The organism is Pseudomonas sp. SWI44 (assembly GCF_002947915.1).
GTDB lineage: Bacteria > Pseudomonadota > Gammaproteobacteria > Pseudomonadales > Pseudomonadaceae > Aquipseudomonas > Aquipseudomonas taiwanensis.
Genome location: NZ_CP026674.1, coordinates 2,470,796 through 2,496,238, shown reverse-complemented (window position 1 = coordinate 2,496,238; position 25,443 = coordinate 2,470,796). Strand labels below are relative to the sequence as shown.

General features: G+C 57.7%; 25 protein-coding genes and 2 pseudogenes. 2 read left to right on the top strand and 25 right to left on the bottom strand.

Features of this window, described 5'->3' with window-relative positions:
- Positions 1-267 precede the first annotated feature (267 nt).
- The 3 genes from C4Q26_RS11705 to C4Q26_RS28750 are packed head-to-tail and all read right to left on the bottom strand — an operon-like array spanning position 268 to position 1,675.
- Positions 268-894 carry an Imm43 family immunity protein gene (locus tag C4Q26_RS11705; RefSeq protein WP_148299943.1) on the bottom strand — a complete coding sequence of 209 codons (627 nt, stop codon included), beginning with the start codon at positions 892-894 and terminating at the stop codon, positions 268-270.
- A gap of 4 nt (positions 895-898) precedes the next feature.
- Positions 899-1,189 carry an AHH domain-containing protein gene (locus C4Q26_RS11700; RefSeq protein WP_104883105.1) on the bottom strand — a complete coding sequence of 97 codons (291 nt, stop codon included), beginning with the start codon at positions 1,187-1,189 and terminating at the stop codon, positions 899-901.
- 18 nt (positions 1,190-1,207) lie between these two features.
- On the bottom strand, positions 1,208-1,675 hold the full coding sequence (locus C4Q26_RS28750; protein ID WP_104883104.1) for an RHS repeat-associated core domain-containing protein: 468 nt from the start codon (positions 1,673-1,675) through the stop codon (positions 1,208-1,210).
- On the opposite strand from C4Q26_RS28750, the pseudogene C4Q26_RS11690 reads away from it, so the two are divergent.
- Positions 1,603-2,076, top strand: a pseudogene (locus C4Q26_RS11690) (IS5 family transposase); the annotation flags it as partial. The gene C4Q26_RS28750 and the pseudogene C4Q26_RS11690 sit on opposite strands and share 73 nt — an antisense overlap.
- Here the strand turns inward: C4Q26_RS11690 and C4Q26_RS11685 are convergent.
- The 22 genes and pseudogenes from C4Q26_RS11685 to rpmH form a co-directional block, all read right to left on the bottom strand.
- Positions 2,069-2,729: pseudogene (locus C4Q26_RS11685) on the bottom strand (TnsA endonuclease N-terminal domain-containing protein); the annotation flags it as partial. The pseudogenes C4Q26_RS11690 and C4Q26_RS11685 sit on opposite strands and share 8 nt — an antisense overlap.
- 266 nt (positions 2,730-2,995) lie before the next feature.
- Entirely contained in the window at positions 2,996-4,831 is a 1,836-nt protein-coding gene (glmS, locus tag C4Q26_RS11680; RefSeq protein WP_023383128.1) for a glutamine--fructose-6-phosphate transaminase (isomerizing), read from the bottom strand.
- A 2-nt stretch (positions 4,832-4,833) separates the two neighbouring features.
- The gene (locus tag C4Q26_RS11675) at positions 4,834-5,610 is read right to left on the bottom strand and encodes a DeoR/GlpR family DNA-binding transcription regulator (protein WP_027906652.1); all 777 of its coding nucleotides are present in this window, start codon (positions 5,608-5,610) and stop codon (positions 4,834-4,836) included.
- 191 nt (positions 5,611-5,801) lie between these two features.
- Positions 5,802-7,169 (bottom strand): bifunctional UDP-N-acetylglucosamine diphosphorylase/glucosamine-1-phosphate N-acetyltransferase GlmU, encoded by a 1,368-nt coding sequence (gene glmU, locus C4Q26_RS11670; protein ID WP_023383130.1) that lies wholly within the window; start codon positions 7,167-7,169, stop codon positions 5,802-5,804.
- Between the two features lie 113 nt (positions 7,170-7,282).
- Positions 7,283-7,708: a F0F1 ATP synthase subunit epsilon gene (locus tag C4Q26_RS11665; protein WP_023383131.1), complete on the bottom strand. Its 426-nt coding sequence runs from the start codon at positions 7,706-7,708 to the stop codon at positions 7,283-7,285.
- A gap of 44 nt (positions 7,709-7,752) precedes the next feature.
- Positions 7,753-9,129 carry a F0F1 ATP synthase subunit beta gene (gene atpD / locus C4Q26_RS11660; RefSeq protein WP_023383132.1) on the bottom strand — a complete coding sequence of 459 codons (1,377 nt, stop codon included), beginning with the start codon at positions 9,127-9,129 and terminating at the stop codon, positions 7,753-7,755.
- A gap of 27 nt (positions 9,130-9,156) precedes the next feature.
- On the bottom strand, positions 9,157-10,017 hold the full coding sequence (gene atpG / locus C4Q26_RS11655) for a F0F1 ATP synthase subunit gamma (RefSeq protein WP_023383133.1): 861 nt from the start codon (positions 10,015-10,017) through the stop codon (positions 9,157-9,159).
- Positions 10,018-10,065: 48 nt separating this feature from the next.
- Positions 10,066-11,610, bottom strand: a complete 1,545-nt coding sequence (gene atpA / locus C4Q26_RS11650; protein ID WP_023383134.1) for a F0F1 ATP synthase subunit alpha — start codon at positions 11,608-11,610, stop codon at positions 10,066-10,068.
- Between the two features lie 21 nt (positions 11,611-11,631).
- Positions 11,632-12,168, bottom strand: coding sequence for a F0F1 ATP synthase subunit delta (locus C4Q26_RS11645; RefSeq protein WP_023383135.1), 537 nt, complete (start codon positions 12,166-12,168; stop codon positions 11,632-11,634).
- A gap of 12 nt (positions 12,169-12,180) precedes the next feature.
- Complete coding sequence (locus C4Q26_RS11640; RefSeq protein ID WP_023383136.1) at positions 12,181-12,651, bottom strand: F0F1 ATP synthase subunit B; 471 nt, start codon at positions 12,649-12,651, stop codon at positions 12,181-12,183.
- 57 nt (positions 12,652-12,708) lie between these two features.
- Entirely contained in the window at positions 12,709-12,966 is a 258-nt protein-coding gene (gene atpE / locus C4Q26_RS11635; protein WP_003097235.1) for a F0F1 ATP synthase subunit C, read from the bottom strand.
- Positions 12,967-13,109: 143 nt separating this feature from the next.
- Complete coding sequence (gene atpB / locus C4Q26_RS11630) at positions 13,110-13,979, bottom strand: F0F1 ATP synthase subunit A (RefSeq protein ID WP_023383137.1); 870 nt, start codon at positions 13,977-13,979, stop codon at positions 13,110-13,112.
- A 16-nt stretch (positions 13,980-13,995) separates the two neighbouring features.
- Positions 13,996-14,403: a F0F1 ATP synthase subunit I gene (locus C4Q26_RS11625; protein WP_023383138.1), complete on the bottom strand. Its 408-nt coding sequence runs from the start codon at positions 14,401-14,403 to the stop codon at positions 13,996-13,998.
- A gap of 149 nt (positions 14,404-14,552) precedes the next feature.
- Positions 14,553-15,425: a ParB/RepB/Spo0J family partition protein gene (locus tag C4Q26_RS11620; protein WP_023383139.1), complete on the bottom strand. Its 873-nt coding sequence runs from the start codon at positions 15,423-15,425 to the stop codon at positions 14,553-14,555.
- Positions 15,426-15,434: 9 nt separating this feature from the next.
- Complete coding sequence (locus tag C4Q26_RS11615; protein ID WP_023383140.1) at positions 15,435-16,226, bottom strand: ParA family protein; 792 nt, start codon at positions 16,224-16,226, stop codon at positions 15,435-15,437.
- Positions 16,227-16,244: 18 nt separating this feature from the next.
- Positions 16,245-16,895: a 16S rRNA (guanine(527)-N(7))-methyltransferase RsmG gene (rsmG, locus tag C4Q26_RS11610; RefSeq protein ID WP_023383141.1), complete on the bottom strand. Its 651-nt coding sequence runs from the start codon at positions 16,893-16,895 to the stop codon at positions 16,245-16,247.
- Positions 16,892-18,784 (bottom strand): tRNA uridine-5-carboxymethylaminomethyl(34) synthesis enzyme MnmG, encoded by a 1,893-nt coding sequence (gene mnmG / locus C4Q26_RS11605; RefSeq protein WP_023383142.1) that lies wholly within the window; start codon positions 18,782-18,784, stop codon positions 16,892-16,894. Before mnmG ends, rsmG begins: the two co-directional genes overlap by 4 nt.
- A gap of 597 nt (positions 18,785-19,381) precedes the next feature.
- Positions 19,382-20,752 (bottom strand): tRNA uridine-5-carboxymethylaminomethyl(34) synthesis GTPase MnmE, encoded by a 1,371-nt coding sequence (gene mnmE / locus C4Q26_RS11600; protein ID WP_023383143.1) that lies wholly within the window; start codon positions 20,750-20,752, stop codon positions 19,382-19,384.
- A gap of 86 nt (positions 20,753-20,838) precedes the next feature.
- Positions 20,839-22,521, bottom strand: coding sequence for a membrane protein insertase YidC (gene yidC, locus C4Q26_RS11595; RefSeq protein WP_023383144.1), 1,683 nt, complete (start codon positions 22,519-22,521; stop codon positions 20,839-20,841).
- Positions 22,522-22,523: 2 nt separating this feature from the next.
- On the bottom strand, positions 22,524-22,769 hold the full coding sequence (gene yidD / locus C4Q26_RS11590) for a membrane protein insertion efficiency factor YidD (RefSeq protein WP_023383145.1): 246 nt from the start codon (positions 22,767-22,769) through the stop codon (positions 22,524-22,526).
- The gene (rnpA, locus tag C4Q26_RS11585; protein WP_027906650.1) at positions 22,762-23,166 is read right to left on the bottom strand and encodes a ribonuclease P protein component; all 405 of its coding nucleotides are present in this window, start codon (positions 23,164-23,166) and stop codon (positions 22,762-22,764) included. Before rnpA ends, yidD begins: the two co-directional genes overlap by 8 nt.
- A 13-nt stretch (positions 23,167-23,179) precedes the next feature.
- Positions 23,180-23,314, bottom strand: a complete 135-nt coding sequence (gene rpmH / locus C4Q26_RS11580; protein ID WP_003253163.1) for a 50S ribosomal protein L34 — start codon at positions 23,312-23,314, stop codon at positions 23,180-23,182.
- Positions 23,315-23,909: 595 nt separating this feature from the next.
- Between rpmH and dnaA the strand changes: the two genes are divergently transcribed.
- Entirely contained in the window at positions 23,910-25,442 is a 1,533-nt protein-coding gene (gene dnaA / locus C4Q26_RS11575) for a chromosomal replication initiator protein DnaA (RefSeq protein ID WP_104883103.1), read from the top strand.
- The last annotated feature ends 1 nt before the right edge of the window (position 25,443 follow it).

Below are 25,443 nucleotides of genomic sequence, written 5' to 3'. Positions count from 1 at the left end.
GGCGGTGATGTCGAGTTTGGCCAGCAGGTTGATGTTGTCCTTCAGGGGGCAGATGTCGACGACATCTGCCCCCTGAAGGCATCTGGCCTCATTACGAGTCATGCATCACAATCGCCATGTTTTTCCGTAATGAGGAAGGGGCTTAGTATAACCAAACCCTTTGCCGCCTAACACCTTATCTGCTCTTGTTGGCTGAGCCATAGCTCAGCGCAGTGAGGGCCCCCTTGGCAGTATTTCCTTACGTCAAAAATTCCCCGCCATGTGCTTTCAAATTGTATCAAGTGAGGCAGAGCCATACTCATCTAGCGGCAAAAACTCAACACCTTGAATCTTTTGCTCCTCGGCTCTACGCATGAATTCCTCGTTACAAAAAAGTGTATCAACGTATGAATTGAAGTCTTTGATCTTAAATACAGGCGCACGCGCCCCCTCACTAATCACTAGCCTCTCAAATGATTCCACCCTTCCGTATTTGTCACGCTCTACAACTGAAGCAGGCTCTAAGACATCCTTGCTCGAAAAACTTTCAAACAAGCCGGCATAATAGCTAAGTGGATTTAGAGCCGAACCTTCAGAAACCTTAAACTCAACAGGCTCGGCATCTACGAGTACAACGTTGGCTTGTTGGCATGCCTTGAAAAAACTGTCACTCAAAATATAAATATCACCAATAAGTTGGCGCACACCAAAAAGGTATTTTTTTGATCGCCCCACAAGAACCAACCCAGAAGGCAGTTTTTCGTGAGGGCGCCTCCTCACTGAATTCGCATACCAAGGCAAGTAACCATGTTCGACCGAACCCCAATCATCATAATGCTTATCATATAAAGTGGCGTCTAGTCTACCCACAGGGCAACCTGGCGCTTTTTTACGCGACATCATGTAGTATTTCATTGGGTTACCTCAAACGAATTGGTGAAGTCCCGGGAATAGCAGGCGTTTTAAGCCACATTCCATTACGAACTTGAATTGCCGATATTTCCTGACGCGCCTCTCCATCGGATATGGCGCCACTGTAAAATGCAGAAGCGATTTCGGAAATTTCCTCTTGGACTGCTCGACTATAAACATCATGGCTTCCGCAATGATAAAACTTTCGCTTCATCTGCTTTGCTTTATCTGCGCTATCCGGCATCAACACACCATTTTCTTTATTGTCCATATTGCCGCCGACCCCAATATCATCCATAAAGGTGATGTTATCTTCCTATATCTCCTCTGGAATAATGTGATGCGCCTGGAGATTGTCGTACTTTATGCCCCCCAGATTTCGATTCAGCCTAGTACTACAGAGCCCAGAAGCGTCTGTCCAGCCTACTGGATTCGGCGTATACGCATAGAGGTTCAACCCACCTCGATAACTAATTGGATCTTTGCTGATGAACCGTCCTTGCCGAGGCTCGTAATACCTGTGACGATTGTAATGTAGCCCAGTTTCATTGTCCTGATACTGGCCCGGAAAGCGAATCGGGTTAGGGAAACTCTGAAGAGGACTTCCATATTTGGCAGAATGCCTGATCTCAACCGCCGAGACGCCTGATGAAGCAGATGACCTTCGCCGATGCCGAGTACGCCGGCTAGCGTAAGCAGACCCGCAAAGAGCTGTTCCTGATCGAGATGGATCAGGTGGTGCCGTGGACAGGCTTGATCGCCCTGATCGAACCGCATTATCCAAAGGGCGAAGACGGTCGTCCGGCCTATCCGTTGATGGCGATGCTGCGCGTACATCTGCTGCAGAACTGGTTTGGCTACAGCGATCCGGCAATGGAAGAGGCGCTGTATGAAGCAACGATCCTGCGCCAGTTTTCCGGACTGAGCCTGGAACGAATCCCGGACGAAACCACCATTCTCAACTTCCGACGTCTACTGGAAAAGCATGAGTTGGCGGGTGGGATTTTCGGTGTCATCAATGAGTATCTGGGGGATCGTGGCTTGTCGTTGCGCCAGGGCACCATCGTCGATGCCACCTTGATTCACGCGCCCAGCTCGACCAAAAACAAGGACGGCAAGCGCGATCCCGAGATGCATCAGACGAAGAAGGGCAATCAATATTACTTCGGCGCCAAAGCTCGAATAGTTTACCAATGTTCTTTTCGGTAGGTAAAGATGGGTGAATACTTGCGTAGGTCCGGAGAATAGTGAGGTTCGCTATCCGAACTTTTGACAAGTTTTCGTGCAGCACAAGCCTCCATTCTATCTGCCTAGATGCCCAATACTTTTCCTCGATAGCTAGTTTCTCTGCCATCCTGTTCTGCACACCAATATTGGCATCCTCAAACTCTTTCCTATATTTGACGGAGCGCGCAGCAACTTTCACTTCCCCCGATGAATCGAGATAGGTGATCAGGAAATCGATCGTCATTACTACTGGAATCTGAGTTCCTGGGTAGACCGGATGGCGATAGTTTAAGCTGTTAGCAATTGCTTGGGTTTCGGCTTGCGTTAGCAGAGGAAACTGCTCACGGATATCAATAATGGAATTTTCGTGCTCCAGAATTGTGAGGTAGTCGCGCTCGGCATTAGATATCAGGTGATGAGTGCGGTGTACCTTCACCCCCTGACACAAGGTGAGAGACACCTTTGGATTTGATATCCCACACCTTGATCCACGGCTCATAGGATTCTTTCACGCCGCTCCCACGACCAGATTTGATTCTCCTATCGATTTTCTGCTGAGTCATCAGCTTGGAATGCGCGGGCTTAACTGATGCAGTTGGTACAGATGTCATTATCGAGTCGCTCATCGATGGGCGACCCACTCGACCGGTACGGCACTGGGGTAAACGTGGCGTTGGAGATGTCAGGAGCGGGCGCAGCCAGGACGACAGTCACAGCGGTCCAAAGGATTCTGATCCTAATCTGCCAGACCTGCTCCTGCCCCGATGTACGGTCGGGGCAAGAGCTTGTGACAACCTTTATTAACTTGTGACAACCTTTATTCTTTTGTGACAACCTTTATTCTTTGCAGACAATTCAATCCACTGGACGGTGAGACTTATTCCACCGTAACCGATTTAGCCAGGTTACGAGGTTGGTCCACATCAGTCCCCTTCAGCACTGCCACATAGTACGAAAGCAGTTGCAGCGGAATGGTGTACAGAATCGGTGCCAGGGCATCGGCGATGTGCGGCACCTTGATCACGTGGGTACCTTCACCGTTGCTCATGCCGGCTTGCTCGTCGGCAAATACCACCAGCTCGCCGCCACGGGCACGCACTTCCTGCAGATTGGACTTGAGCTTCTCCAGCAGCTCGTTGTTCGGCGCCACAGTCACCACAGGCATATCGCTGTCTACCAACGCCAGCGGGCCATGCTTGAGTTCACCTGCAGGGTAGGCTTCAGCATGGATGTAGGAAATCTCCTTGAGCTTGAGCGCACCTTCCATTGCCACCGGATACTGGGCGCCGCGGCCCAGGAACAGAGTGTGGTGCTTGTCAGCGAACAACTCGGCAATCTTCTCGACGGTACCGTCCATAGCCAGTGCCTCACCAAGGCGTGCCGGCAAGCGGCGCAGCTCTTCGACCAACTCTGCTTCTATGCCGGCCTCGAGGGTTCCGCGGACCTGGCCAAGCGCCAGGGTCAGCAGCATCAGCGATACCAACTGGGTGGTGAAGGCCTTGGTCGACGCCACACCAATCTCTGGACCTGCGAGGGTCAGCAGGGTCAGGTCGGATTCACGCACCAGGGAGCTGATGCCGACGTTGCAGATCGCCAGGCTACCGAGGAAGCCAAGCTCCTTGGCATTGCGCAGCGCGGCCAAGGTGTCTGCGGTTTCGCCAGACTGGGAGATAGAAACGAACAGCGTATCCGGCTGAACCACCACTTTGCGGTAGCGGAACTCGCTGGCCACTTCCACCTGGCACGGAATACCGGCCAGGCTCTCGAGCCAGTAACGGGCAACCATACCGGCATGGTAGCTGGTGCCGCAGGCAACGATCTGCACATTGCGCACCTTGGCGAACAGCTCGGCAGCCTGCGGGCCGAAGGCCTGGACCATGACATGATCCTTGCCCAGGCGACCTTCGAGGGTGCGCTGAACGACGGTCGGCTGCTCGTGGATTTCCTTGAGCATGAAGTGACGGTACGTGCCCTTGTCCGCAGCTTCCGCACCTTCGTGGTACTGCACGGTCTCACGCTGAACCCGGTGACCGGCCTGGTCCCAGATCTGTACCTGGTCGCGGCGGATTTCAGCGATGTCCCCCTCCTCCAGGTACATGAAGCGGTCGGTGACCTGGCGCAAGGCCAGTTGGTCGGAGGCGAGGAAGTTCTCGCCATGTCCCAGGCCAATCACCAGCGGGCTACCGCTGCGCGCCGCGACCAGGCGATCAGGCTGATGCGCGCTGACAAGCGCCAGACCATAGGCACCCTGCAGGCGCTTGACCGCCGTCTTCAGCGCGTCGGCCAGGTCCGGAGTAGACTTCAGGGTGTGGTGGATCAGATGGACGATGACTTCGGTATCGGTCTGGGACGCAAACAGGTAGCCCAGCCCCTTGAGCTCCTCGCGCAGCTCCTCGTGGTTCTCGATGATGCCGTTGTGCACCACGGCAACCTCATTGCCGGAGAAGTGCGGGTGGGCATTGCCTTCGGTTGGCGCGCCGTGGGTCGCCCAGCGGGTGTGAGCGATGCCCAACTGGCCTACCAGCGGCTCGGCTGCAACGGCAGCCTGCAACTCGCTCACCTTACCGATACGGCGACGGCGTTCGAGCTGCCCCTGTTGGGTGTAGACAGCAAGGCCGGCACTGTCGTACCCGCGGTACTCAAGGCGCTTCAGGCCCTCGATGAGGATGGCAGTGATGTTGCGTTCGGCTACGGCACCGACGATTCCACACATGATTATTGCTCCTGGCTGATCGCGGCGCAGATCAGGTTGATGCCGCGGGCTTGAATCTGTTCGCGTGCCGATGCGGGCAGGCGCTCATCTGTAATAAGGGTGGTCACGCTGCTCCACGGCAGCTCAAGGTTGGGGATCTTGCGCCCGACCTTGTCCGACTCGACCATGACGATCACTTCCCGGGCCACTTCGGCCATCACTCGGCTAAGGCCCAGCAACTCGTTGAACGTTGTGGTCCCACGATTGAGGTCGATGCCATCAGCGCCGATGAACAGCTGGTCGAAATCGTAAGAGCGTAGTACCTGCTCGGCGACCTGGCCCTGGAACGACTCGGAATGTGGGTCCCAGGTACCACCGGTCATCAACAGCACCGGCTCGTGTTCCAATTCGCTGATGGCGCGGGCCACATTGAGCGAGTTGGTCATCACCACCAGACCGGGTTGTCGACCAAGCTCGGGGATCATGGCTGCGGTGGTGCTGCCGCTGTCGATGATGATGCGCGCGTGCTCACGGATACGACCTACGGCGGCGCGGGCAATGGCTTTCTTGTAGGCAGAAACCGGCTGCACGGACTCGCCCAGCATTTCCTGCGGCACTGGCACCGCCCCCCCATAACGGCGCAGCAACAGCCCATTGGCCTCCAGCGCGGCAAGGTCTTTGCGAATGGTCACTTCCGACGTTTCGAAGCGCTTTGCCAAGGCATCAACGCTGACCTCACCCTGCTCGCTGAGCAAGGCCAGGATGTTGTGACGGCGTTGAGGGGTATTTCGTTTCGACATGGGCGCTTAAGTTTCGATTCGAAAGATAATGGTTGCAATCAAAACCTAAGAACATTCGTTCGTCAAGGCCCGTTATCGGAAAAGCGCTCTGTGGATAACGAGTAAGCGCTGACTTGCCGGCGTTGACGGAGCCCCAAAAAAAAGCCGACTTATTCACATAAGTCGGCTTTCGATCCAACGGCTGTGGATAATCAGTCTTTCTTGATCTTCTCCGGCCGTTTCCAGCCATCGATATTGCGTTGGCGCGCGCGTGCCACAGCCAATTGCCCAGCCTCTACGGTTTGCGTGATCGTGGAACCTGCAGCGGTGGTGGCGCCAGCCTTGATCTCAACAGGGGCTACCAGCGAGTTGTTCGACCCGATGAACACATCTTCGCCCATCACGGTCTTGAACTTGTTGGCACCGTCGTAGTTGCAGGTAATGGTGCCTGCGCCAATGTTCGTACGAGCGCCGATTTCAGCATCGCCGAGGTAGGTGAGGTGACCGGCCTTGGCACCTTCGCCCAGGTGCGCATTCTTCAGTTCAACGAAGTTACCCACATGGGCCTTGGCCTCGAGCACGCTGCCCGGACGCAAGCGAGCGAACGGGCCGGCATCGCTGCCCTCACCCATTACCGCGCCTTCCAGATGGCTGTTGGCCTTGACCACCACTCCCTTGCGCAGCGTACTGTTCTTGATGACGCAGTTGGGGCCAATCTCTACGTTGTCCTCGATGATGACCTTGCCTTCGAGAATCACGTTGACGTCGATCATAACGTCGCGCCCCACGGTCACTTCGCCACGCACGTCGAAACGCGCAGGGTCACGCAGGGTCACGCCCTGGGCCATCAGGCGACGCCCCTCACGCAACTGGTAATGGCGCTCCAGTTCAGACAGCTGGCGCCGATCATTGGCGCCCTGCACTTCCATCGGGTCGTGCGGCTGCTCGGTCGCTACCACCAGGCCATCGGCGACCGCCATGGCGATAACATCAGTCAGGTAATACTCACCCTGAGCGTTGTTGTTCGACAGACGGCCCAACCAATCCGCCAGACGTGCAGCCGGTACGGCCAGAATTCCGGTGTTGCCTTCCTTGATCGCCTTCTGAGCTTCGTTGGCATCCTTGTGCTCGACGATCGCCGCTACCTGGCCCCGTTCGTCACGCACGATACGGCCATAGCCGGTCGGATCGTCCAGCGTCACGGTAAGCAGTCCCAGCTGTTGCTCGCTCACTTTGGCCAGAAGGCGTTGCAGCGTTTCCACTTCGATCAGTGGAACATCGCCGTACAGCACGAGCACAGTATCCGCACTCAGGGCAGGCAGCGCTTGGGCAACCGCATGGCCGGTGCCCAGTTGCTTGTCCTGCATGACGAAATTCAGATCGTCGGCAGCCAGGCGCTCACGCACCAGCTCGGCACCATGCCCTATCACCACATGAATACCTTGCGGCTTGAGCTGGCGCGCGCTGTGGATAACATGACCAAGCATGGAATTGCCGGCCACGGGGTGCAGGACCTTGGGCAGCGCCGAGCGCATGCGGGTGCCTTGGCCGGCGGCGAGAATAACGATATCGAGTGACATTGACTGGCTACCAATCCTGGGCGGTCAGTGGCATGACCGGTATTGAGGGGTGAAAAAAGAAAAAGGGTAGCCGATGGCTACCCTTTTTCTCAATCTGCATGAACCCAGCGGTATTAGCCGCCGAACTTCTTGCGGATCTGCTGGACGGTGCGCAGCTGAGCTGCGGCCTCGGCCAGACGTGCGGATGCGGCACTGTAGTCGAAATCCGCGCCTTTCTCATGCAGGGCCTTCTCAGCTGCCTTGACGGCATCCTGAGCGGAGGCTTCGTCCAGGTCGGCGGCACGTTGCACGGTGTCGGCGAGTACCTTGACCATGTTCGGCTGCACTTCGAGGAAGCCACCGGAGATGTAGAACACCTCGCGCTCGCCACCCTGCTTGGTCAGCGTGATCGGACCTGGCTTGAGATTGGTGATCAGCGGTGCGTGGCCTGGAGCGATACCCAGATCGCCCAGGTTGCCGTGCGCTACTACCATCTCGACCAGACCGGAGAAGATTTCTCCTTCCGCGCTGACGATATCGCAATGGACTGTCATAGCCATCTGCTTGCCTCAACCTGATTAGCGCCCCTTGCGGGGCGCCGGGATTACAGTTTCTTGGCTTTCTCGATCGCTTCGTCGATGCTGCCGACCATGTAGAACGCTTGTTCTGGCAGGTGGTCGTAGTCGCCTTTGAGGATACCGCTGAAACCAGCGATGGTGTCCTTCAGGGAAACGTACTTGCCTGGCGAGCCGGTGAAGACCTCGGCCACGAAGAACGGCTGCGACAGGAAGCGCTGGATCTTACGAGCGCGGGCTACCAGTTGCTTGTCGGCTTCGGACAGTTCGTCCATACCCAGGATCGCGATGATGTCCTTCAGCTCTTTGTAGCGCTGCAGAACATACTGAACCTGACGAGCGGTTTCGTAGTGCTCGTTGCCGATCACGTTCGGGTCCAGCTGACGGGAAGTCGAGTCCAGCGGATCGACCGCTGGGTAGATACCCAGGGAGGCGATGTCACGGGACAGAACGACGGTGGCGTCCAAGTGGGCGAAGGTGGTGGCTGGCGACGGGTCGGTCAAGTCGTCCGCAGGTACGTATACGGCCTGGATCGAGGTGATCGAACCTTCTTTGGTCGAAGTAATACGCTCTTGCAGAACGCCCATCTCTTCGGCCAGGGTCGGCTGGTAACCTACTGCAGAAGGCATACGGCCCAGCAGTGCGGATACTTCGGTACCGGCCAGGGTGTAACGATAGATGTTGTCGACGAACAGCAGAACGTCGTTACCTTCGTCACGGAACTTCTCAGCCATGGTCAGGCCGGTCAGTGCAACGCGCAGACGGTTTCCTGGTGGCTCGTTCATCTGACCGTAGACCAGCGCTACTTTGTCGAGAACGTTGGAGTCCTTCATCTCGTGGTAGAAGTCGTTACCCTCACGAGTACGCTCACCCACACCGGCGAACACGGAGTAACCGCTGTGCTCGATGGCGATGTTACGGATCAGTTCCATCATGTTAACGGTCTTGCCGACGCCGGCACCACCGAACAGGCCAACCTTACCACCCTTGGCGAACGGGCAAACCAGGTCGATAACCTTGATGCCGGTTTCCAGCAGGTCGTTGCCGCCCGCCTGGTCAGCGAACGAAGGGGCTTTCTGGTGAATGCCACGACGCTCTTCTTCGCCGATCGGGCCAGCTTCGTCGATCGGGTTGCCCAGAACGTCCATGATACGGCCCAGAGTGGCCTTACCAACTGGAACGGAAATGGCAGCGCCGGTGTCGACGACATCCAGACCACGCTTCAGGCCTTCGGTCGAGCCCATCGCAATGGTACGAACCACGCCGTCGCCCAGCTGCTGCTGAACTTCCAGGGTGGTTTCCGCGCCTTGTACTTTCAGCGCGTTGTAAACACTCGGCACGACGTCACGTGGGAATTCCACGTCGATGACGGCGCCGATGATTTGAACGATACGTCCGCTACTCATAGCTGGATCCTCTGAATATTTGAACCGTTAAACCGCGGCAGCGCCGCCGACGATTTCCGAGATCTCCTGGGTGATCGCAGCCTGACGCGCCTTGTTGTAGATCAGCTGGAGTTCGCTGATCAGGTCACCGGCGTTGTCTGTGGCGTTCTTCATGGCGATCATCCGGGCCGCTTGTTCAGCAGCGTTGTTCTCGACCACCGCCTGGTACACCTGCGACTCCACGTAACGCACCATCAAGCCGTCCAGCAGCTCTTTTGCGTCGGGTTCGTACAGGTAGTCCCAGTGATGCTTGAGATCCTGATCCGGGGTTGCCACCAACGGTACCAATTGCTCGACCGTCGGTTTTTGGGTCATGGTGTTGATGAACTTGTTCGAAACCACCGAGAGGCGATCGATACGGCCGTCCAGGTAGGCGTCCAGCATCACTTTGACGGAGCCGATCAGGTCGTTGATCGATGGCTCTTCGCCCAAGTGGCTGATCGCAGCTACGACATTGCCACCAAAGATGCGGAAGAAAGTCGCACCCTTGCTACCAATCACGCACAGGTCGATTTCAACGCCCTGTTCGCGGTTTTCGTTCATGTCCTTGACCAGGGCCTTGAACAGGTTGGTGTTCAAGCCACCGCACAGACCACGGTCACTGCTCACCACGATATAACCGGCGCGCTTTACAGGGCGCTCGATCATGAACGGGTGGCGATATTCCGGGTTGGCGTTGGCCAGATGACCGATCACCTGGCGGATACGCTCCGCGTAAGGACGGCTAGCAGCCATGCGCAGTTGTGCCTTGCGCATTTTGCTGACCGCCACTTTCTCCATGGCGCTGGTAATTTTTTGCGTGCTTTTGATGCTCGCAATCTTACTGCGAATCTCTTTTGCGCCTGCCATGTATCACCTATCAGGTTAGCAAGCGGGGGCTACAGCCCCCGCTGCGGCTTACCAGGTCTGGGTGGCCTTGAACTTCTCGATACCAGCTTTCATGCCAGCGTCGATTTCGTCGTTGAAGTCACCCTTCACGTTGATCTTCGCCATCAGATCGGCGTGATCACGGTTGAAGTAGGCAATCAGCGCTTGCTCGAAGCTGCCGACCTTGGAGACTTCTACGTCAGTCAGGAAACCACGCTCAGCGGCGTACAGCGACAGAGCCATGTCCGCGATGGACATCGGCGCGTACTGCTTCTGCTTCATCAGCTCGGTGACGCGCTGACCATGCTCCAGCTGCTTGCGGGTCGCTTCGTCCAGATCGGAAGCGAACTGGGCGAATGCAGCCAGTTCACGGTACTGAGCCAGAGCGGTACGGATACCACCGGACAGCTTCTTGATGATCTTGGTCTGAGCGGCACCACCTACACGGGATACCGAAACACCGGCGTTAACTGCAGGACGGATGCCCGAGTTGAACATGGCCGATTCCAGGAAGATCTGACCGTCGGTGATGGAAATCACGTTGGTCGGAACGAACGCGGAAACGTCGCCAGCCTGGGTTTCAATGATCGGCAGAGCGGTCAGGGAACCGGTTTTGCCAGTCACAGCACCGTTGGTGAACTTCTCGACGTACTCTTCCGAAACGCGCGATGCACGCTCCAGCAGACGGGAGTGGAGATAGAACACGTCGCCTGGGTACGCTTCACGTCCTGGCGGACGGCGCAGCAGCAGGGAGATCTGACGGTAGGCAACGGCCTGCTTGGACAGGTCATCGTAAACGATCAGCGCGTCTTCACCGCGGTCACGGAAGTATTCGCCCATGGTGCAGCCGGCGTAAGGTGCCAGGAACTGCAGTGCGGCGGATTCCGAGGCGCTGGCGGCAACGACGATGGTGTTGGCCAGGGCGCCGGCTTCTTCCAGCTTGCGAACGACGTTGGCGATGGTCGACTGCTTCTGACCAACGGCGACGTAGACGCAGAAGATACCGCTGTTCTTCTGGTTGATGATCGCGTCGACCGCCATGGCGGTCTTACCGATCTGACGGTCACCGATGATCAGCTCGCGCTGGCCGCGGCCAACCGGGATCATGGCGTCGACCGACTTGTAGCCAGTCTGTACAGGCTGGTCTACCGATTTACGCCAGATAACGCCCGGCGCAACCTTTTCGACTGCGTCGGTTTCGGTAGTGGTCAGAGGACCTTTGCCATCGATCGGGTTACCCAGCGCGTCGACGACGCGGCCCAGCAGGCCTTTGCCGACTGGAACTTCCAGGATGCGACCGGTGCACTTGGCGCTCATGCCCTCGGCGAGGGAGGTGTACGCACCCAGTACCACTGCACCTACGGAGTCTTGCTCCAGGTTCAGTGCCATACCGTATACGCCGCCCGGGAACTCGATCATTTCGCCGTACATAGCGTCGGCCAGACCGTGGATCCGTACGATACCGTCAGAAACGGATACGACGGTACCTTCGTTGCGGGCTTGGGAGCCGACATCGAGTTTCTCGATGCGACCCTTGATGATTTCACTAATTTCGGAAGGATTGAGTTGCTGCATTGCTCTGCTGCCCCTTCAAACTCAAGATTTCAATGCTTCGGCCAGTTTCGCGATCTTGCCGCGAACCGAGCCATCGATTACCAGGTCGCCGGCGCGGATGACGACGCCGCCGATCAGGCTGGCATCCTCCGACGCGTGCAGGCGCACTTCCCGGCTGAGCCGTGCACTGAGAACCTTGGCGAGTTTGTCTTGCTGTTCTTGGTTCAACGCAAAAGCACTGGTGACTTCCACGTCCACGGATTTCTCTTGCTCGGCCTTGTACAGGTCGAACAGAGCGGAAATCTCCGGCAGAAGCAGGAGACGGTCGTTTTCCGCGGCAACATGAATGAAATTCTGTGCCTGTGCATCGAACTTGTCACCGCACACTTCAATGAATGCGGCGGCCTTTTCTGCGCTTGTCAGTCGCGGGGCCTTGAGCAGGCGCTGCATGGTGTCGTCTTCCGACACCGCAGCAGCCAGGCCGAGCATGGCTGACCAATTGGCCAGTTGCTGATGGGCCTGGGCATGCTCAAAGGCAGCCTTAGCGTAAGGTCGGGCCAACGTGGTCAGTTCTGCCATGATCGCCCTCGCTTAAATTTCAGCGGCCAGTTTGTTAACCAGCTCTGCATGCGCGTTTTGATCGATTGTGGCGCCAAGGATCTTTTCAGCACCGCCGACAGCCAGGGCACCCACTTGGGCACGCAGGGCGTCTTTGACGCTGTTCAGTTCCTGTTCGATCTCGGCTTGAGCCTGAGCCTTCACACGGTCAGCTTCGACGCGAGCCTGTTCACGGGCTTCCTCGACAAGCTGAGCAGCGCGTTTCTTGCTTTGCTCAATGATTTCAGCTGCCTGTGCCTTCGCTTCACGCAGTTGCTGACCCGCTTTCTCTTGGGCCAGCTCCAGGTCGCGAGCTGCGCGGTTGGCAGCGTCCAAGCCGTCGGCAATCTTCTTTTGGCGCTCTTGCAGGGCAGTGATGACCGGAGGCCATACGTACTTCATGCAGAAGAGTACAAAAATCAGAAAAGCAACGGATTGGCCAATCAGGGTTGCATTAATGTTCACGCCAACACCTCGCTCGGTCTTTGTCCATCACACCAATCAACTCGTGGGAACGAGTGATTAGCCGGCGATCTGACCAACGAAGGGGTTCGCGAAGGTGAAGAACAGAGCGATACCAACACCGATCATGGTTACGGCGTCGAGCAGACCGGCAACGATGAACATTTTCACCTGCAGCATCGGAACCATCTCAGGCTGACGAGCAGCGCCTTCCAGGAACTTGCCGCCCAGCAGGCCGAAACCAATGGCGGTACCCAGAGCACCCAGGCCGATCAGCAGAGCAACAGCGATAGCGGTCAGACCAACTACAGTTTCCATCTTTCCTCCCGACTTTTACGTCGTATTGGTTAGGTTTTTAGTTTGAAGCGGTAAAACAAATCGTTTGGTACAGCTGCCCTTGCGGACTTTTAGAGCCCTCCCCCCAAACGAGCGGGGAAGGCTATCAGACACGCCAGGCGGTCTTAATGGTTATCTTCGTGAGCCATCGACAGGTAGACGATGGTAAGCATCATGAAGATGAAGGCTTGCAGGGTGATGATCAGGATGTGGAACACAGCCCACGCCCACTGCAGCACCACACCCAGGCCGCTGAGCCACAGGATGCCGGCGCCGAACATCACGGCGATCAGGATGAACACCAGCTCGCCGGCGTACATGTTGCCGAACAGACGCAGTGCCAGCGAGATCGGCTTGGCAATCAGGGTGACGAATTCCAGCAGGAAGTTCACAGGGATCAGCAGGATCTGAACGAAGATGTTCTTGCTGCCGAACGGGTGCAGGGTCAGCTCACCGATGAAGCCGCCCAGGCCCTTGACCTTGATGCTGTAGAAGATGATCAGGGCGAACACGCAGAAGGCCATGGCCAGGGTCGCGTTCGGGTCGGTGGTCGAAACCGCGCGGAACGGGATGTGCGGATCACCGGAGATCAGGATGGCCAGCTGAGGAATCCAGTCGACCGGAACCAGGTCGATGGCGTTCATCAGGAATACCCAGACGAAGATGGTCAGCGCCAGCGGGGCGATCACTGGGCTACGGCCGTGGAAGGAGTCCTTCACGCTGCCGTTGACGAAGTCGACCAGCACTTCGACGAAGTTCTGCAGGCCGCCGGGTTGGCCGGAGGTCGCCTTCTTCGCCGCCATGCGGAAGATGAACAGGAAGATCAGACCCAGTGCAACGGACCAGCCCAGGGTGTCCAGGTGGAACGCCCAGAAGCCCATCGCTTTGGCTTCTGCAGCCGAATGGGCGAAGCCCCAGCTGCCGTCTGGTAGTTGACCGTAGGTCAGGTTCTGCAAGTGGTGCTGGATATAGCCCGAAGCGGTTTCTGCTGCCATGGTTGCCTCAAACGCCCTAAGGTCTCGAAAGTCTTTTATTCATCAGCAGGGGCGCGAACCAGCTGACCAAAAGGGTCAGCACGAAGACGCCGAATACTGCTAACGGCGCCAATGGCTTCACTCCTGCGAAGGTCAGTGCAAACAACACTGCCGTCAAAATCATCTTGCCTGCCTCGCCTGCGTAGAACGACTTGACGATGGCCTGCGCCGCCCGGGCTCCGCTGTAGCGAAAAGCCTTCCAGGCGAAATACATATTGGGTAGCCAGGCAATCAAACCTCCGCAGAGGCCTGAATATCCACTGACCGTCCCTTTCCACTGCCACAACCCCAATGTTGCCAGTAGCAGTACGACAAATTGAGCCAGCAGTACCGGAAAAACTGCCCAGCGATGGAAAGGCAAGCGGTTTGGCGTGCGGATTTCCATCAGAACTGCTCCTCGGAAGTCGACCAACAAGTCAGCAATGACTTGGCATAATTTGTGCCGACAAAATGCGCGCAGAGTATAGGGGTGGATTAACCCCTATTCAACTCTTCGGTAGTGATTTCCGACTGCGCGCTACAACGGGAATTGTTTCAGCGGATGTGAGCAAGCACGCCTTGCAACTCGTCAAGCGAGTTATAACGAATAACCAACTGGCCTTTGCCCTTGTTGCCGTGGCGGATCTGCACCGGGGAGCCCAGGCGCTCTGCCAGCCGCTGTTCAAGGCGCTCGATGTCCGGATCAGGTTTGCTCGGTTCGACCGGCTCAGGTTTGCCATTGAGCCACTGGCGTACCAGTGCCTCAGTTTGGCGCACGGTCAGTCCACGTGCGACAACATGACGCGCCCCCTCTTCCTGGCGATCTTCCTCCAGGCCGAGCAAAGCTCGGGCGTGGCCCATCTCCAGGTCGCCGTGGGCGAGCATGGTCTTGATGACTTCCGGCAGCGAGATCAGGCGCAGCAGGTTGGCCACGGTCACCCGCGACTTGCCCACGGCGTCGGCCACCTGCTGCTGGGTCAGTTCGAACTCCTGCTGCAAGCGCTGCAGGGCAAGGGCCTCTTCCAGTGGGTTGAGGTCTTCACGCTGGATGTTCTCGATCAGCGCCATGGCGATGGCGGCTTCGTCGGGCACTTCGCGGACCATCGCCGGGATGGTGTCCAGGCCGGCCTGTTGGGTGGCGCGCCAGCGGCGCTCACCGGCGATGATTTCATAGCGGCTGCCGTCGATCGGGCGAACCACGATCGGCTGCATGACGCCATGAGTGCGAATCGAGTGCGCCAGTTCTTCGAGCGCCTCCGGATCCATGTCGCGGCGCGGCTGGTACTTGCCACGCTGGATCAGCTCGACTGGCAGGTGTTGCAGTTCTTTCTGGTCGATCTTGACAGCCTGCGCTTCGAGCGCGCTGACGGAAGGACCACTTAGCAGTGCATCCAACCCACGTCCGAGACCCCGTTTCTTAACGGCCATGCGGATTCCTTAAGTTGTTTGTGCAGTGCGTGATTGACGGCGTTGACGGCGCACCAGTTCCCCGGCCAGGGCCAGGTAGGCAAGTGCGCCGCGCGATTGCTTGTCGTAAGCCAACGCGGGCATGCCGAAGCTCGGTGCTTCAGCCAGGCGGATGTTGCGTGGAATGACCGTGTCGTAGAGCTGCTCGCCGAAATGCTCCTTGAGCTGCGCCGAAACATCGTTGTTCAGGCTCAGTCGCGGGTCGTACATGGTTCGCAGCAGGCCTTCGATCTTCAGCGCCGGGTTCAGACGAGCGGCAATGCGCTTGATGTTATCCACAAGGTCACTGAGGCCTTCCAGTGCGTAGTACTCGCACTGCATCGGGATAATCACGCCATCGGAGGCGACCAGGGCATTGAGCGTCAGCATCGACAGCGACGGTGGGCAGTCGATGAGAATGTAATCGTAGTTGTCGCGGATCGGCGCCAAGGCGTTGCGCAGGCGGCTCTCCTTGACCTGCATCTCCAGCAGCACCACTTCCGCGGCGGTCAGGTCGCGGTTGGCCGGCAGCAGCTGGAAGCCGCCGTGCTCGGAGTAGTGCATGGCCTGGGCAAGGTCGCATTCCCCGATCAGCAGGTCATAGACCGAGTGCTCGAGTTCATGTTTGTCCACACCGCTGCCCATGGTGGCGTTGCCCTGCGGATCGAGGTCGATCAGCAGCACACGACGCTTGGTCGCAGCCAGCGATGCTGCAAGATTGATACAGGTGGTGGTTTTACCCACACCCCCTTTCTGGTTCGCGATTGCGAATACCTTAGCCATTGTTGCGTGTGTTCCCAGTCATGCCTTGCGGCGCAGTATCAGCAGATGGCGCTGGCCCTGGCAACCCGGAACGGTCAGGGCCTGCTCGCTTTCCACTGTGAAGTCTGCGGGCAATGCTACCAGTTCATCGGCAGGATGCAGCCCCTTCATTGCAAGCCATTGCGTCCCGGTGTCGCCCAAATGGCGGGTCCAGTTGGTGAAGTTCTCCATGCTGCTGAAGGCGCGGGAGATGATTCCGCTGAACGGGTGCGGCGGTTGGAAGGCTTCGACCCGGCTGTGGATAACCGTGAGGTTGTCCAATTTCAATTCCATTTTTACCTGGGTCAGGAAGCGCGTCTTCTTGCCGTTGGCGTCCAGCACCGTCACGTTCTTGCTCGGGTGCAGAATAGCCAAGGGAATGCCAGGCATGCCACCACCGCTCCCGACATCCAGCCAATGTTCGCGGTCGCTGTGGATAAACGGCATGACGCTAAGGCTGTCGAGCAGATGGCGCGAAACCATCTCGTCCGGGTCACGCACGGCGGTCAGGTTGTAGGCTTTGTTCCACTTGATCAACAGGGCCAGGTAGCCCAGCAGCTTTTCCTGCTGCTCGGCGCTCAGCTCGACGCCGAGCTGGCGCGCACCTGTGGACAACTCTTCTGCGTGTTGTGGGGTGACCAGGGAACTCAAGCGCTTTGCTCCAATTCGCGGCCGGCGCCGCGTTTTTTCAGATGAATCAGTAACAGGGAAATCGCCGCCGGCGTAACACCGGGAATACGCGAAGCCTGGCCCAAGGTTTCAGGACGGGTCTGGCCTAGCTTGCTCTGGATTTCCTTCGACAGACCGGAAATCGTGGTGTAGTCGATATCCACAGGCAGGCGGGTGTCTTCGCTTGCCCGCAGACGGGCGATTTCTTCCTGTTGGCGGTCGATGTAGCCCGCGTATTTGGTCTTGATCTCCACCTGCTCGGCGATTTGTGGATCGATGATTTGCCCACCGGTGGCTTCAATCAGGCCGGCATAGTCGATTTCCGGACGTGCCAGCAGGTTCAGCAAGCTGTACTCGTGGCTCAGCGGAGTGCCGAACTTATCCACAATGGCCTGACCTTGCGGCGTGTTGGGTCGTACCCAAGTCGACTTCAGTCGCTGTTCCTCGCGCTCGATGCCATCGCGCTTGGCGCAGAAGGCGGCCCAACGCGCGTCGTCGATCAAGCCGAGTTCACGGCCCTTCTCGGTCAGGCGTAGGTCGGCGTTGTCTTCACGCAGGATCAGTCGGTACTCGGCGCGAGAGGTGAACATGCGGTACGGCTCTTGGGTACCGAGGGTAATCAGGTCGTCGACCAGTACACCGATGTATGCCTCATCACGGCGTGGGCACCAGCTTTCACGGCCTTGCGCACGCAGTGCCGCGTTGGTCCCGGCCAGCAGGCCCTGGGCGCCAGCTTCTTCGTAGCCGGTGGTGCCGTTGATCTGGCCAGCGAAGAACAGGCCGCCGATGACTTTGGTTTCGAGACTGTACTTCAGATCACGCGGGTCGAAGTAGTCGTACTCGATGGCGTAACCCGGGCGCACGATGTGTGCGTTTTCCATGCCGCGGATCGAACGCACCAGCTCCAGCTGCACATCGAACGGCAGCGAGGTGGAAATACCGTTCGGATAAAGCTCATGGGTGGTCAAGCCTTCAGGCTCGATGAACACCTGGTGGCTTTCCTTGTCGGCGAAGCGGTGGATCTTGTCTTCGATCGACGGGCAATAACGCGGGCCGATCCCTTCGATGACACCCGAGTACATCGGTGAACGATCGAGGTTCGAGGCAATGATCTCATGGGTACGCGCGTTGGTGTGGGTAATCCAGCAACTGACCTGGCGCGGGTGCATCTGAGCGTTGCCCATGAACGACATCACCGGAATCGGCGTGTCGCCTGGCTGTTCGGTCATCACCGAGAAGTCCACCGAACGCCCATCGATACGCGGTGGGGTACCGGTTTTCAAGCGGCCAACGCGCAGCGGCAGTTCACGCATGCGGTGAGCCAGGGCGATCGAGGGCGGATCGCCGGCGCGGCCACCGGAATGGTTCTGCAATCCAATGTGGATAAGCCCGCCGAGGAAGGTGCCGGTCGTCAGCACCACCGATTCTGCGAAGAAACGCAGACCCATCTGCGTAACCACGCCTTTGACCTGGTCCTGTTCGACGATCAGGTCGTCGCAGGACTGCTGGAATATCCACAGGTTCGGCTGGTTTTCCAGGATCTCGCGCACCACCGCCTTGTAGATGGCGCGGTCAGCTTGCGCACGGGTCGCACGCACGGCGGGCCCTTTGCGGTTGTTCAACACACGGAACTGAATGCCGCTCTTGTCGGTGGCCAGCGCCATGGCGCCGCCGAGCGCATCGATCTCTTTGACCAGATGGCTTTTACCGATACCGCCAATGGCGGGGTTGCAGCTCATGTGACCGAGGGTTTCCACGTTATGGGTCAGCAGCAGGGTTTTCACACCCATGCGTGCAGACGCAAGCGCAGCCTCGGTACCGGCATGGCCGCCGCCGATGACGATCACTTCAAAACGGGAAGGGAAATCCACCACGCACCTCGTGCCTGTTTTGCGATTAGAAAAGGTAAGCGGACAAGTATAGGGACTTCACCCCTCTTAAAGAAACCGTCTGAGCAATTTTTGATCAGTCTGTGGATGAATGGCAGACAACAGAAATCAAAGAGGAAAAATTTAAAAAAGCTTTGTTTTTATGTTTATTCTTATGCACAGGGTCTTCTGTGGATAACGTTCTATACCCCATATGTGACGCTGGATACAGGAAAATTAAACCCTGTGGCTGGAGTGCCATGAGGGCTCTGGATAACAGGATTTAGCCTGTGGATTAAATGCCCCTTTACCCACAAGCGGGTTTGTCCTCAGAGAAAAATGCCGGTTATCAACGGAGCTGAAGGCGAGTTTTCCACAGAGCTCCTGGGAGCCTGGTGGCGCCTGTTGATGAAAAAAATGTACTGCATAGAGCAGGCAAAACGAGGACAGGGACGCGAGTCGACCACTCATCCACGAGCATTTCGCTGGATGGACGGTCACGTCGCGGGGCAAAGCCCGCTCATACAGGGCTCTGTGGAGGAATTTCAGGCAAAAAAAAGCCGCTCCAGAAGGAGCGGCCTTGGTCATGTGGGCTGTGGATTACTTACCGATGCAGAAACTGGAGAAGATCCGCCCAAGCAGGTCATCCGAGCTGAATGCTCCTGTAATTTCACCCAATGCCTGTTGAGCCTGGCGCAAATCTTCAGCCAGCAGCTCCCCAGCCCCCGCCAATGTCAGTTGGTCGCGCCCGTGTTCCAGGTGTGCACTCGCTTGACGCAGCGCATCCAGATGCCGGCGACGGGCGCTGAAGCCGCTTTCAGCGGTCTGCTCATAGCCCATGCACGCTTTCAGGTGATCGCGCAGCATCTGCAGGCCTTGATCGTCGCCCTTGGCACTCAGGGTGATCGTCACGTGGCCGTCGTCGCACTGCTCCAGCCCTACCCGCTCGCCGCTGAGGTCAGCCTTGTTACGGATCAGCGTCACCTTGGCAGGGTCTGGCCGCTGATCGAGGAACTCTGGCCACAATGCAAACGGATCGTTCGCCTCGGGTGCGGTGGAGTCCACCACCAACAGGACACGGTCCGCTTCACCGATGGCCTTCAGAGCACGTTCCACGCCGATTTTTTCCACATGGTCGTCGGTATCCCTCAACCCGGCAGTGTCGACCACATGCAGCGGCATACCATCGATGTGGATATGTTCCCGCAGGATATCCCGAGTGGTGCCTGCAATATCGGTCACGATCGCGGCTTCCCTGCCAGCCAGGCGGTTGAGTAGGCTCGACTTGCCAGCGTTCGGTCGACCGGCGATGACTACCGTCATGCCGTCACGCAACAGTGCGCCCTGCCCGGCCTCGCGTTGCACTGTGGACAACTCGCTGCGCACCGCATCGAGCATCGACAGCACATGGCCATCGGCGAGGAAATCGATCTCCTCCTCGGGAAAGTCGATAGCCGCCTCGACATAGATCCGCAGGGCGATCAGCGCTTCGGTCAGGCTGTGCACACGTTTGGAGAATTCACCCTGCAGAGAGCGCAAGGCATTGCGTGCGGCCTGGCTGGAGCTGGCTTCGATCAGGTCGGCAATCGCTTCGGCCTGAGCCAGGTCGAGCTTGTCATTGAGAAATGCCCGTTCGCTGAACTCCCCTGGGCGCGCTAAACGGCAACCCACCTGCACGCAGCGCTGGAGCAGCATGTCCAGCACCACCGGGCCACCATGCCCCTGCAACTCGAGCACATCCTCACCGGTGAAGGAATTCGGCCCAGGGAAGAACAGCGCAATGCCCTCGTCCAGCACCAACCCATCCTCGTCGCGGAATGGACCGTAATGGGCGTGGCGCGGTGTCAGTGTACGCCCGGTGATCATTTGGCCAGCCTTGGCGGCCAACGGCCCGGACAGCCTGACGATACCTACCCCGCCACGGCCCTGGGCAGTGGCGATGGCAGCGATGGTTTCACGCACAGTGTTCATGCTCGAAAGCCTCTAGGACGAATACGACAGATAGCAAAAACGCCCCCGAGGGGGCGTTTTTATTCACAGGCTAGCTCAGTAGCCCGTCAAGCAGCAGCTTTCTTGGTTGCTGCTTCGATGCTGCGAGTGATGTACCACTGCTGTGCGATCGACAGGCAGTTGTTCACAACCCAGTACAGCACCAGACCAGCCGGGAACCACAGGAAGAAGAAGGTGAAGATGATTGGCATCATTTTCATAACCTTGGCCTGCATCGGATCCGGCGGCGTCGGGTTCAGACGCTGTTGGATGAACATGGTGGCGCCCATGATGATCGGCAGGATGAAGAACGGATCCTTGATCGACAGGTCGGTAATCCACAGCATCCATGGGGCCTGGCGCATTTCGACGCTTTCCAGCAGTACCCAGTACAGGGCCAGGAACACGGGCATCTGCACCAGGATCGGCAAGCAGCCGCCCAGTGGGTTGATCTTCTCTTTCTTGTACAGCTCCATCATCGCCTGGGACATCTTCTGGCGATCGTCACCGAAGCGTTCCTTCAGCGCCGCAAGCTTCGGTGCAACGGCACGCATACGCGCCATCGAACGGTAGCTGGCAGCCGACAGCGGGAAGAACAGGCCTTTGATGAGCATGGTCAGAACGATGATCGACCAGCCCCAGTTACCCAGCAGGCTGTGGATATGTTGCAGCAGCCAGAAGATCGGCTGGGCAATGAACCACAGGAAGCCGTAGTCGACGGTCAGTTCCAGGCCTGGGGACAACTCCTTGAGCTTGGACTGGATCTTCGGACCGGCATACAGCATGGCGCTGGTTTCGACCTTGCCACCAGCTGGAACGCTGATTGCCGGGCCGGTGTAGCCGATGATGTAGTTGCCTTGGCTGTCCTTGCGGGTCTGGACGACATTGTTGTCCGACTTGGCCGGGATCCAGGCGGTGACGAAGTAGTGCTGCAGCCAGGCGACCCAGCCGCCGGACACATTTTCTTTCAAACTACCTTTGTCGATGTCCTTCATGGACACCTTTTTGTACGGCTCGGAAGCTGTCCACAGGGCGGCACCCAGGTAGGTGGCGGTACCGGTGGCGGTGCTCGACGATGGATCCGAGCTGGCGTCGCGCTTGAGCTGGGCAAACATGTTGCCGCTCCAGGCCTGGCCGCTCTGGTTGTCGATCAGGTAGGTGACGTTCAGGTCATATTCACCGCGCTTGAAGCTGAAGCGCTTGATGTAGTTGACACCGTTGTCACTGAACTTCAGGTCGACCACCAGTTGTTCCTGACCATCGGCCAGCTGGTAGCTCTTCTGCTCGGTGGCGTACAGAGGACGACCGGCTGGGCGTGCATCCGGACCGTTGACGCCGGTCAGACCGCTTTGGGCCAGGTAGACACGCTCGCCACCATTGTCGAACAGCTGGAATGGAATGTCCGGATGGTCCTGACGACGTGGGTACTTCGGCAGGGTCAGTTGGACGATGTCGCCACCCACTGGGTCGATAGCCAGTTCCAGAACGTCGGTCTTGACCCGGATCAGGTCCTTGCTGACCGCGACCGGCGCCAGTTCGGCAGGGGTCGATTCGGCATTGGCGCTTGGCACATCGGCGCTGGCGCCGGCGTTTCCGGCCGGTACGCCATCCGGCAAGGCCGGAGCGGTAGTGCTGGCAGCAGTATTCTGAGTCGGCAGGGCTGCCTGGCCATAGTCCTGGTTCCATTTGAGGACCATGACGTAGGACACGATTGCCAGGGCGACGATCAGGATCGTGCGTTTAATATCCATGATTACTCGGCTATCGAAGAAGTTCGGGAGGAAGGAGCGGGGGGAACGGGATCGAAACCACCGTCGTTCCACGGATGACAACGCCCCAGGCGACGAACGGCTAGCCACCCACCACGTACGAGGCCATGATTTTCGATGGCTTCATAAGCGTAATGGGAGCAACTGGGGTAGAAACGACAGTGACTGGCCATCAGAGGACTAATGGCGTAACGGTAAAACTGGATCGGAACGAGTGCCAGTTTACGCATCTTGACTGTCTACCCCTACGGAATCGGCGTTTCGCGCTGGAGATGGCCGGCTGCGTGCCAGGCGCTTCCAGAGCTTGCCAAAGTGTTGGTGCAATTCCGGGTTATCTATCTCACCCAATCCCTTGCGCGCGACGATCACGATGTCCAAGCCAGCGAGCATCTGCTGGTTCAGACGGAAGGAATCGCGCATCAAGCGCTTGAGGCGATTGCGTTGAACGGCGAGCTTGACGCTCTTCTTGCCAATCACCAGGCCTAGGCGCGGGTGATCGAGTCCGTTCTCGCGAGCAAGGATCAGCAGGTTTTTCCCTGGAACCTTGCCGGTTGGGGAGTCGAAGACCGCTTTGAAATGCCGGGGTGTAAGCAGTCGCTTATCCCGACTGAAGTCCTGACTCACCACCTGTGCCGAAAGATCAAATTGCCAGACGCTTACGGCCTTTGGCACGACGACGCGACAGAACAGCGCGGCCGTTCTTGGTAGCCATACGGGCACGGAAGCCGTGGGTGCGCGCGCGCTTGATGGTGCTTGGTTGGAAAGTACGTTTCATGGCGTGTTACCTGGGTTTGTCGACAACGGGCCGGAATGGCCCCCTTTTTAAGAGATCGGCGATTCTAGAGAAAGCAAGCCAATAGGTCAATTTCCAACCAGCCTTTCCTTATAGGTGGAGCGTCGGCTGATGCCCACGAGTGGAGCACCCGTGGGTGGCTGGACAGATCACTGAACGGAAGCTCAACATGAAAAAAAGAAGAGACATATAAAAAGCTTTTCTGAAGAACTTATAGATCTTTAGGGAGCAGTCTTCTGTGGATAACCTTCTGTAGGCCAGAAATGACGTGCTGTACAGAAAACTTTAACCCTGTCGGTAACGGGTGCTGATGATGTGCCGGACGTGCGCAGAACCTGTGGATTGAATCGGCGTTTATCCACAGCGGTGTTATCCACAGGCTAAGCTCTAGGGTTGTGCATAGCCCTCAGCCATAGTTATCCACAGAGCTTATGCGTACACGGCAAATGTCTTTTTGGACGCTAAATGGCTGTTTTGGCATGGATCAGAACGTTTCCACATGTGGATAACTGGTCGCCCGACCGGTACAATGGCGGTTTGTTTTTGCCTCATCCGGCTTTCAACTCAGGGGATATCCGTGTCAGTGGAACTTTGGCAGCAGTGCGTAGAGCTTTTGCGCGATGAACTGCCTGCCCAGCAATTCAACACCTGGATCCGTCCGCTACAGGTCGAAGCCGAAGGCGACGAGTTGCGCGTCTATGCGCCTAACCGTTTCGTTCTCGATTGGGTCAATGAAAAGTACCTGGGCCGCCTGCTCGAACTCCTGGGTGAGCAAGGCAACGGTATTGCGCCTGCCCTTTCCTTATTAATAGGCAGCCGTCGCAGCTCCGCCCCCCGGGCTGCGCCTAACGCACCTGTCAGTGCCGCCGTTGCCGCGTCCATCGCGCAGAACCATGCGCAACAGTCAGCACCGGTTGCTCCCATTGCCGAACCGATCAGCGCAACCGTGGTTGAATCGGTCGCGGTCAATGAACTGGCTGAGTCGTCCTCACGTGACACTTACGACGGAATGGGTGACACGTCGCCAGCACCGGCAGCGGCAGGTCGAACCGAGCAACGTACCGTCCAGGTCGAAGGTGCGCTCAAGCACACCAGCTATCTGAACCGCACCTTTACCTTCGAAACCTTTGTCGAAGGTAAGTCCAACCAATTGGCCCGCGCAGCTGCCTGGCAGGTCGCGGACAATCCCAAGCATGGCTACAACCCTCTCTTCCTTTATGGGGGCGTGGGTTTGGGTAAGACCCACCTCATGCACGCTGTGGGTAACCACCTGTTGAAGAAGAATCCGAATGCCAAGGTCGTCTACCTGCATTCCGAGCGGTTCGTCGCCGACATGGTCAAGGCGTTGCAGCTGAACGCCATCAACGAGTTCAAGCGCTTCTACCGGTCGGTGGACGCACTGCTCATCGATGACATCCAGTTCTTTGCCCGCAAGGAGCGATCTCAAGAGGAGTTTTTCCACACCTTCAACGCTCTGCTTGAAGGCGGCCAGCAGGTGATTCTGACCAGCGACCGTTACCCCAAGGAGATCGAGGGCCTGGAAGAACGCTTGAAGTCGCGCTTCGGTTGGGGGCTGACCGTGGCGGTCGAGCCGCCGGAGCTTGAAACACGCGTGGCCATCTTGATGAAGAAGGCCGACCAGGCGAAGGTCGAGCTGCCACACGATGCAGCTTTCTTCATTGCCCAGCGTATCCGCTCCAACGTGCGTGAACTCGAAGGTGCCCTCAAGCGTGTGATCGCTCACTCGCACTTCATGGGTCGCGACATCACCATCGAACTGATTCGCGAGTCGCTGAAAGACCTGCTGGCGCTGCAGGACAAGCTGGTCAGTGTGGATAACATTCAGCGTACCGTTGCCGAGTACTACAAGATCAAGATCGCCGATTTGTTGTCCAAACGCCGATCGCGCTCTGTTGCACGTCCGCGTCAGGTGGCCATGGCCTTGTCCAAGGAGCTGACCAATCACAGTCTGCCGGAAATCGGCGATATGTTTGGTGGCCGGGACCATACCACCGTGTTGCACGCCTGCCGCAAGATCAACGAATTGAAGGAATCCGACGCGGACATCCGCGAGGACTACAAGAACCTGCTGCGGACGCTGACGACCTGAT

Excerpts from the sequence above, each read along its gene's own strand:
- C4Q26_RS11705 (WP_148299943.1), bottom strand. The coding sequence starts at position 894 with ATGAAATACTACATGATGTCGCGTAAAAAAGCGCCAGGTTGCCCTGTG.
- atpD (WP_023383132.1), bottom strand. The coding sequence starts at position 9,129 with ATGAGTAGCGGACGTATCGTTCAAATCATCGGCGCCGTCATCGACGTG.
- C4Q26_RS11615 (WP_023383140.1), bottom strand. The coding sequence starts at position 16,226 with ATGGCTAAGGTATTCGCAATCGCGAACCAGAAAGGGGGTGTGGGTAAA.
- atpG (WP_023383133.1), bottom strand. The coding sequence starts at position 10,017 with ATGGCAGGCGCAAAAGAGATTCGCAGTAAGATTGCGAGCATCAAAAGC.
- C4Q26_RS11665 (WP_023383131.1), bottom strand. The coding sequence starts at position 7,708 with ATGGCTATGACAGTCCATTGCGATATCGTCAGCGCGGAAGGAGAAATC.
- atpE (WP_003097235.1), bottom strand. The coding sequence starts at position 12,966 with ATGGAAACTGTAGTTGGTCTGACCGCTATCGCTGTTGCTCTGCTGATC.
- C4Q26_RS11675 (WP_027906652.1), bottom strand. The coding sequence starts at position 5,610 with ATGTCGAAACGAAATACCCCTCAACGCCGTCACAACATCCTGGCCTTG.
- glmU (WP_023383130.1), bottom strand. The coding sequence starts at position 7,169 with ATGTCACTCGATATCGTTATTCTCGCCGCCGGCCAAGGCACCCGCATG.
- C4Q26_RS11645 (WP_023383135.1), bottom strand. The coding sequence starts at position 12,168 with ATGGCAGAACTGACCACGTTGGCCCGACCTTACGCTAAGGCTGCCTTT.
- yidD (WP_023383145.1), bottom strand. The coding sequence starts at position 22,769 with ATGCGTAAACTGGCACTCGTTCCGATCCAGTTTTACCGTTACGCCATT.
- rpmH (WP_003253163.1), bottom strand. The coding sequence starts at position 23,314 with ATGAAACGTACTTTCCAACCAAGCACCATCAAGCGCGCGCGCACCCAC.
- atpB (WP_023383137.1), bottom strand. The coding sequence starts at position 13,979 with ATGGCAGCAGAAACCGCTTCGGGCTATATCCAGCACCACTTGCAGAAC.
- C4Q26_RS11700 (WP_104883105.1), bottom strand. The coding sequence starts at position 1,189 with ATGGATGATATTGGGGTCGGCGGCAATATGGACAATAAAGAAAATGGT.
- atpA (WP_023383134.1), bottom strand. The coding sequence starts at position 11,610 with ATGCAGCAACTCAATCCTTCCGAAATTAGTGAAATCATCAAGGGTCGC.
- mnmE (WP_023383143.1), bottom strand. The coding sequence starts at position 20,752 with ATGAACACTGTGCGTGAAACCATCGCTGCCATCGCCACTGCCCAGGGC.
- C4Q26_RS11620 (WP_023383139.1), bottom strand. The coding sequence starts at position 15,425 with ATGGCCGTTAAGAAACGGGGTCTCGGACGTGGGTTGGATGCACTGCTA.
- yidC (WP_023383144.1), bottom strand. The coding sequence starts at position 22,521 with ATGGATATTAAACGCACGATCCTGATCGTCGCCCTGGCAATCGTGTCC.
- glmS (WP_023383128.1), bottom strand. The coding sequence starts at position 4,831 with ATGTGTGGAATCGTCGGTGCCGTAGCCGAACGCAACATCACTGCCATC.
- C4Q26_RS11625 (WP_023383138.1), bottom strand. The coding sequence starts at position 14,403 with ATGGAAATCCGCACGCCAAACCGCTTGCCTTTCCATCGCTGGGCAGTT.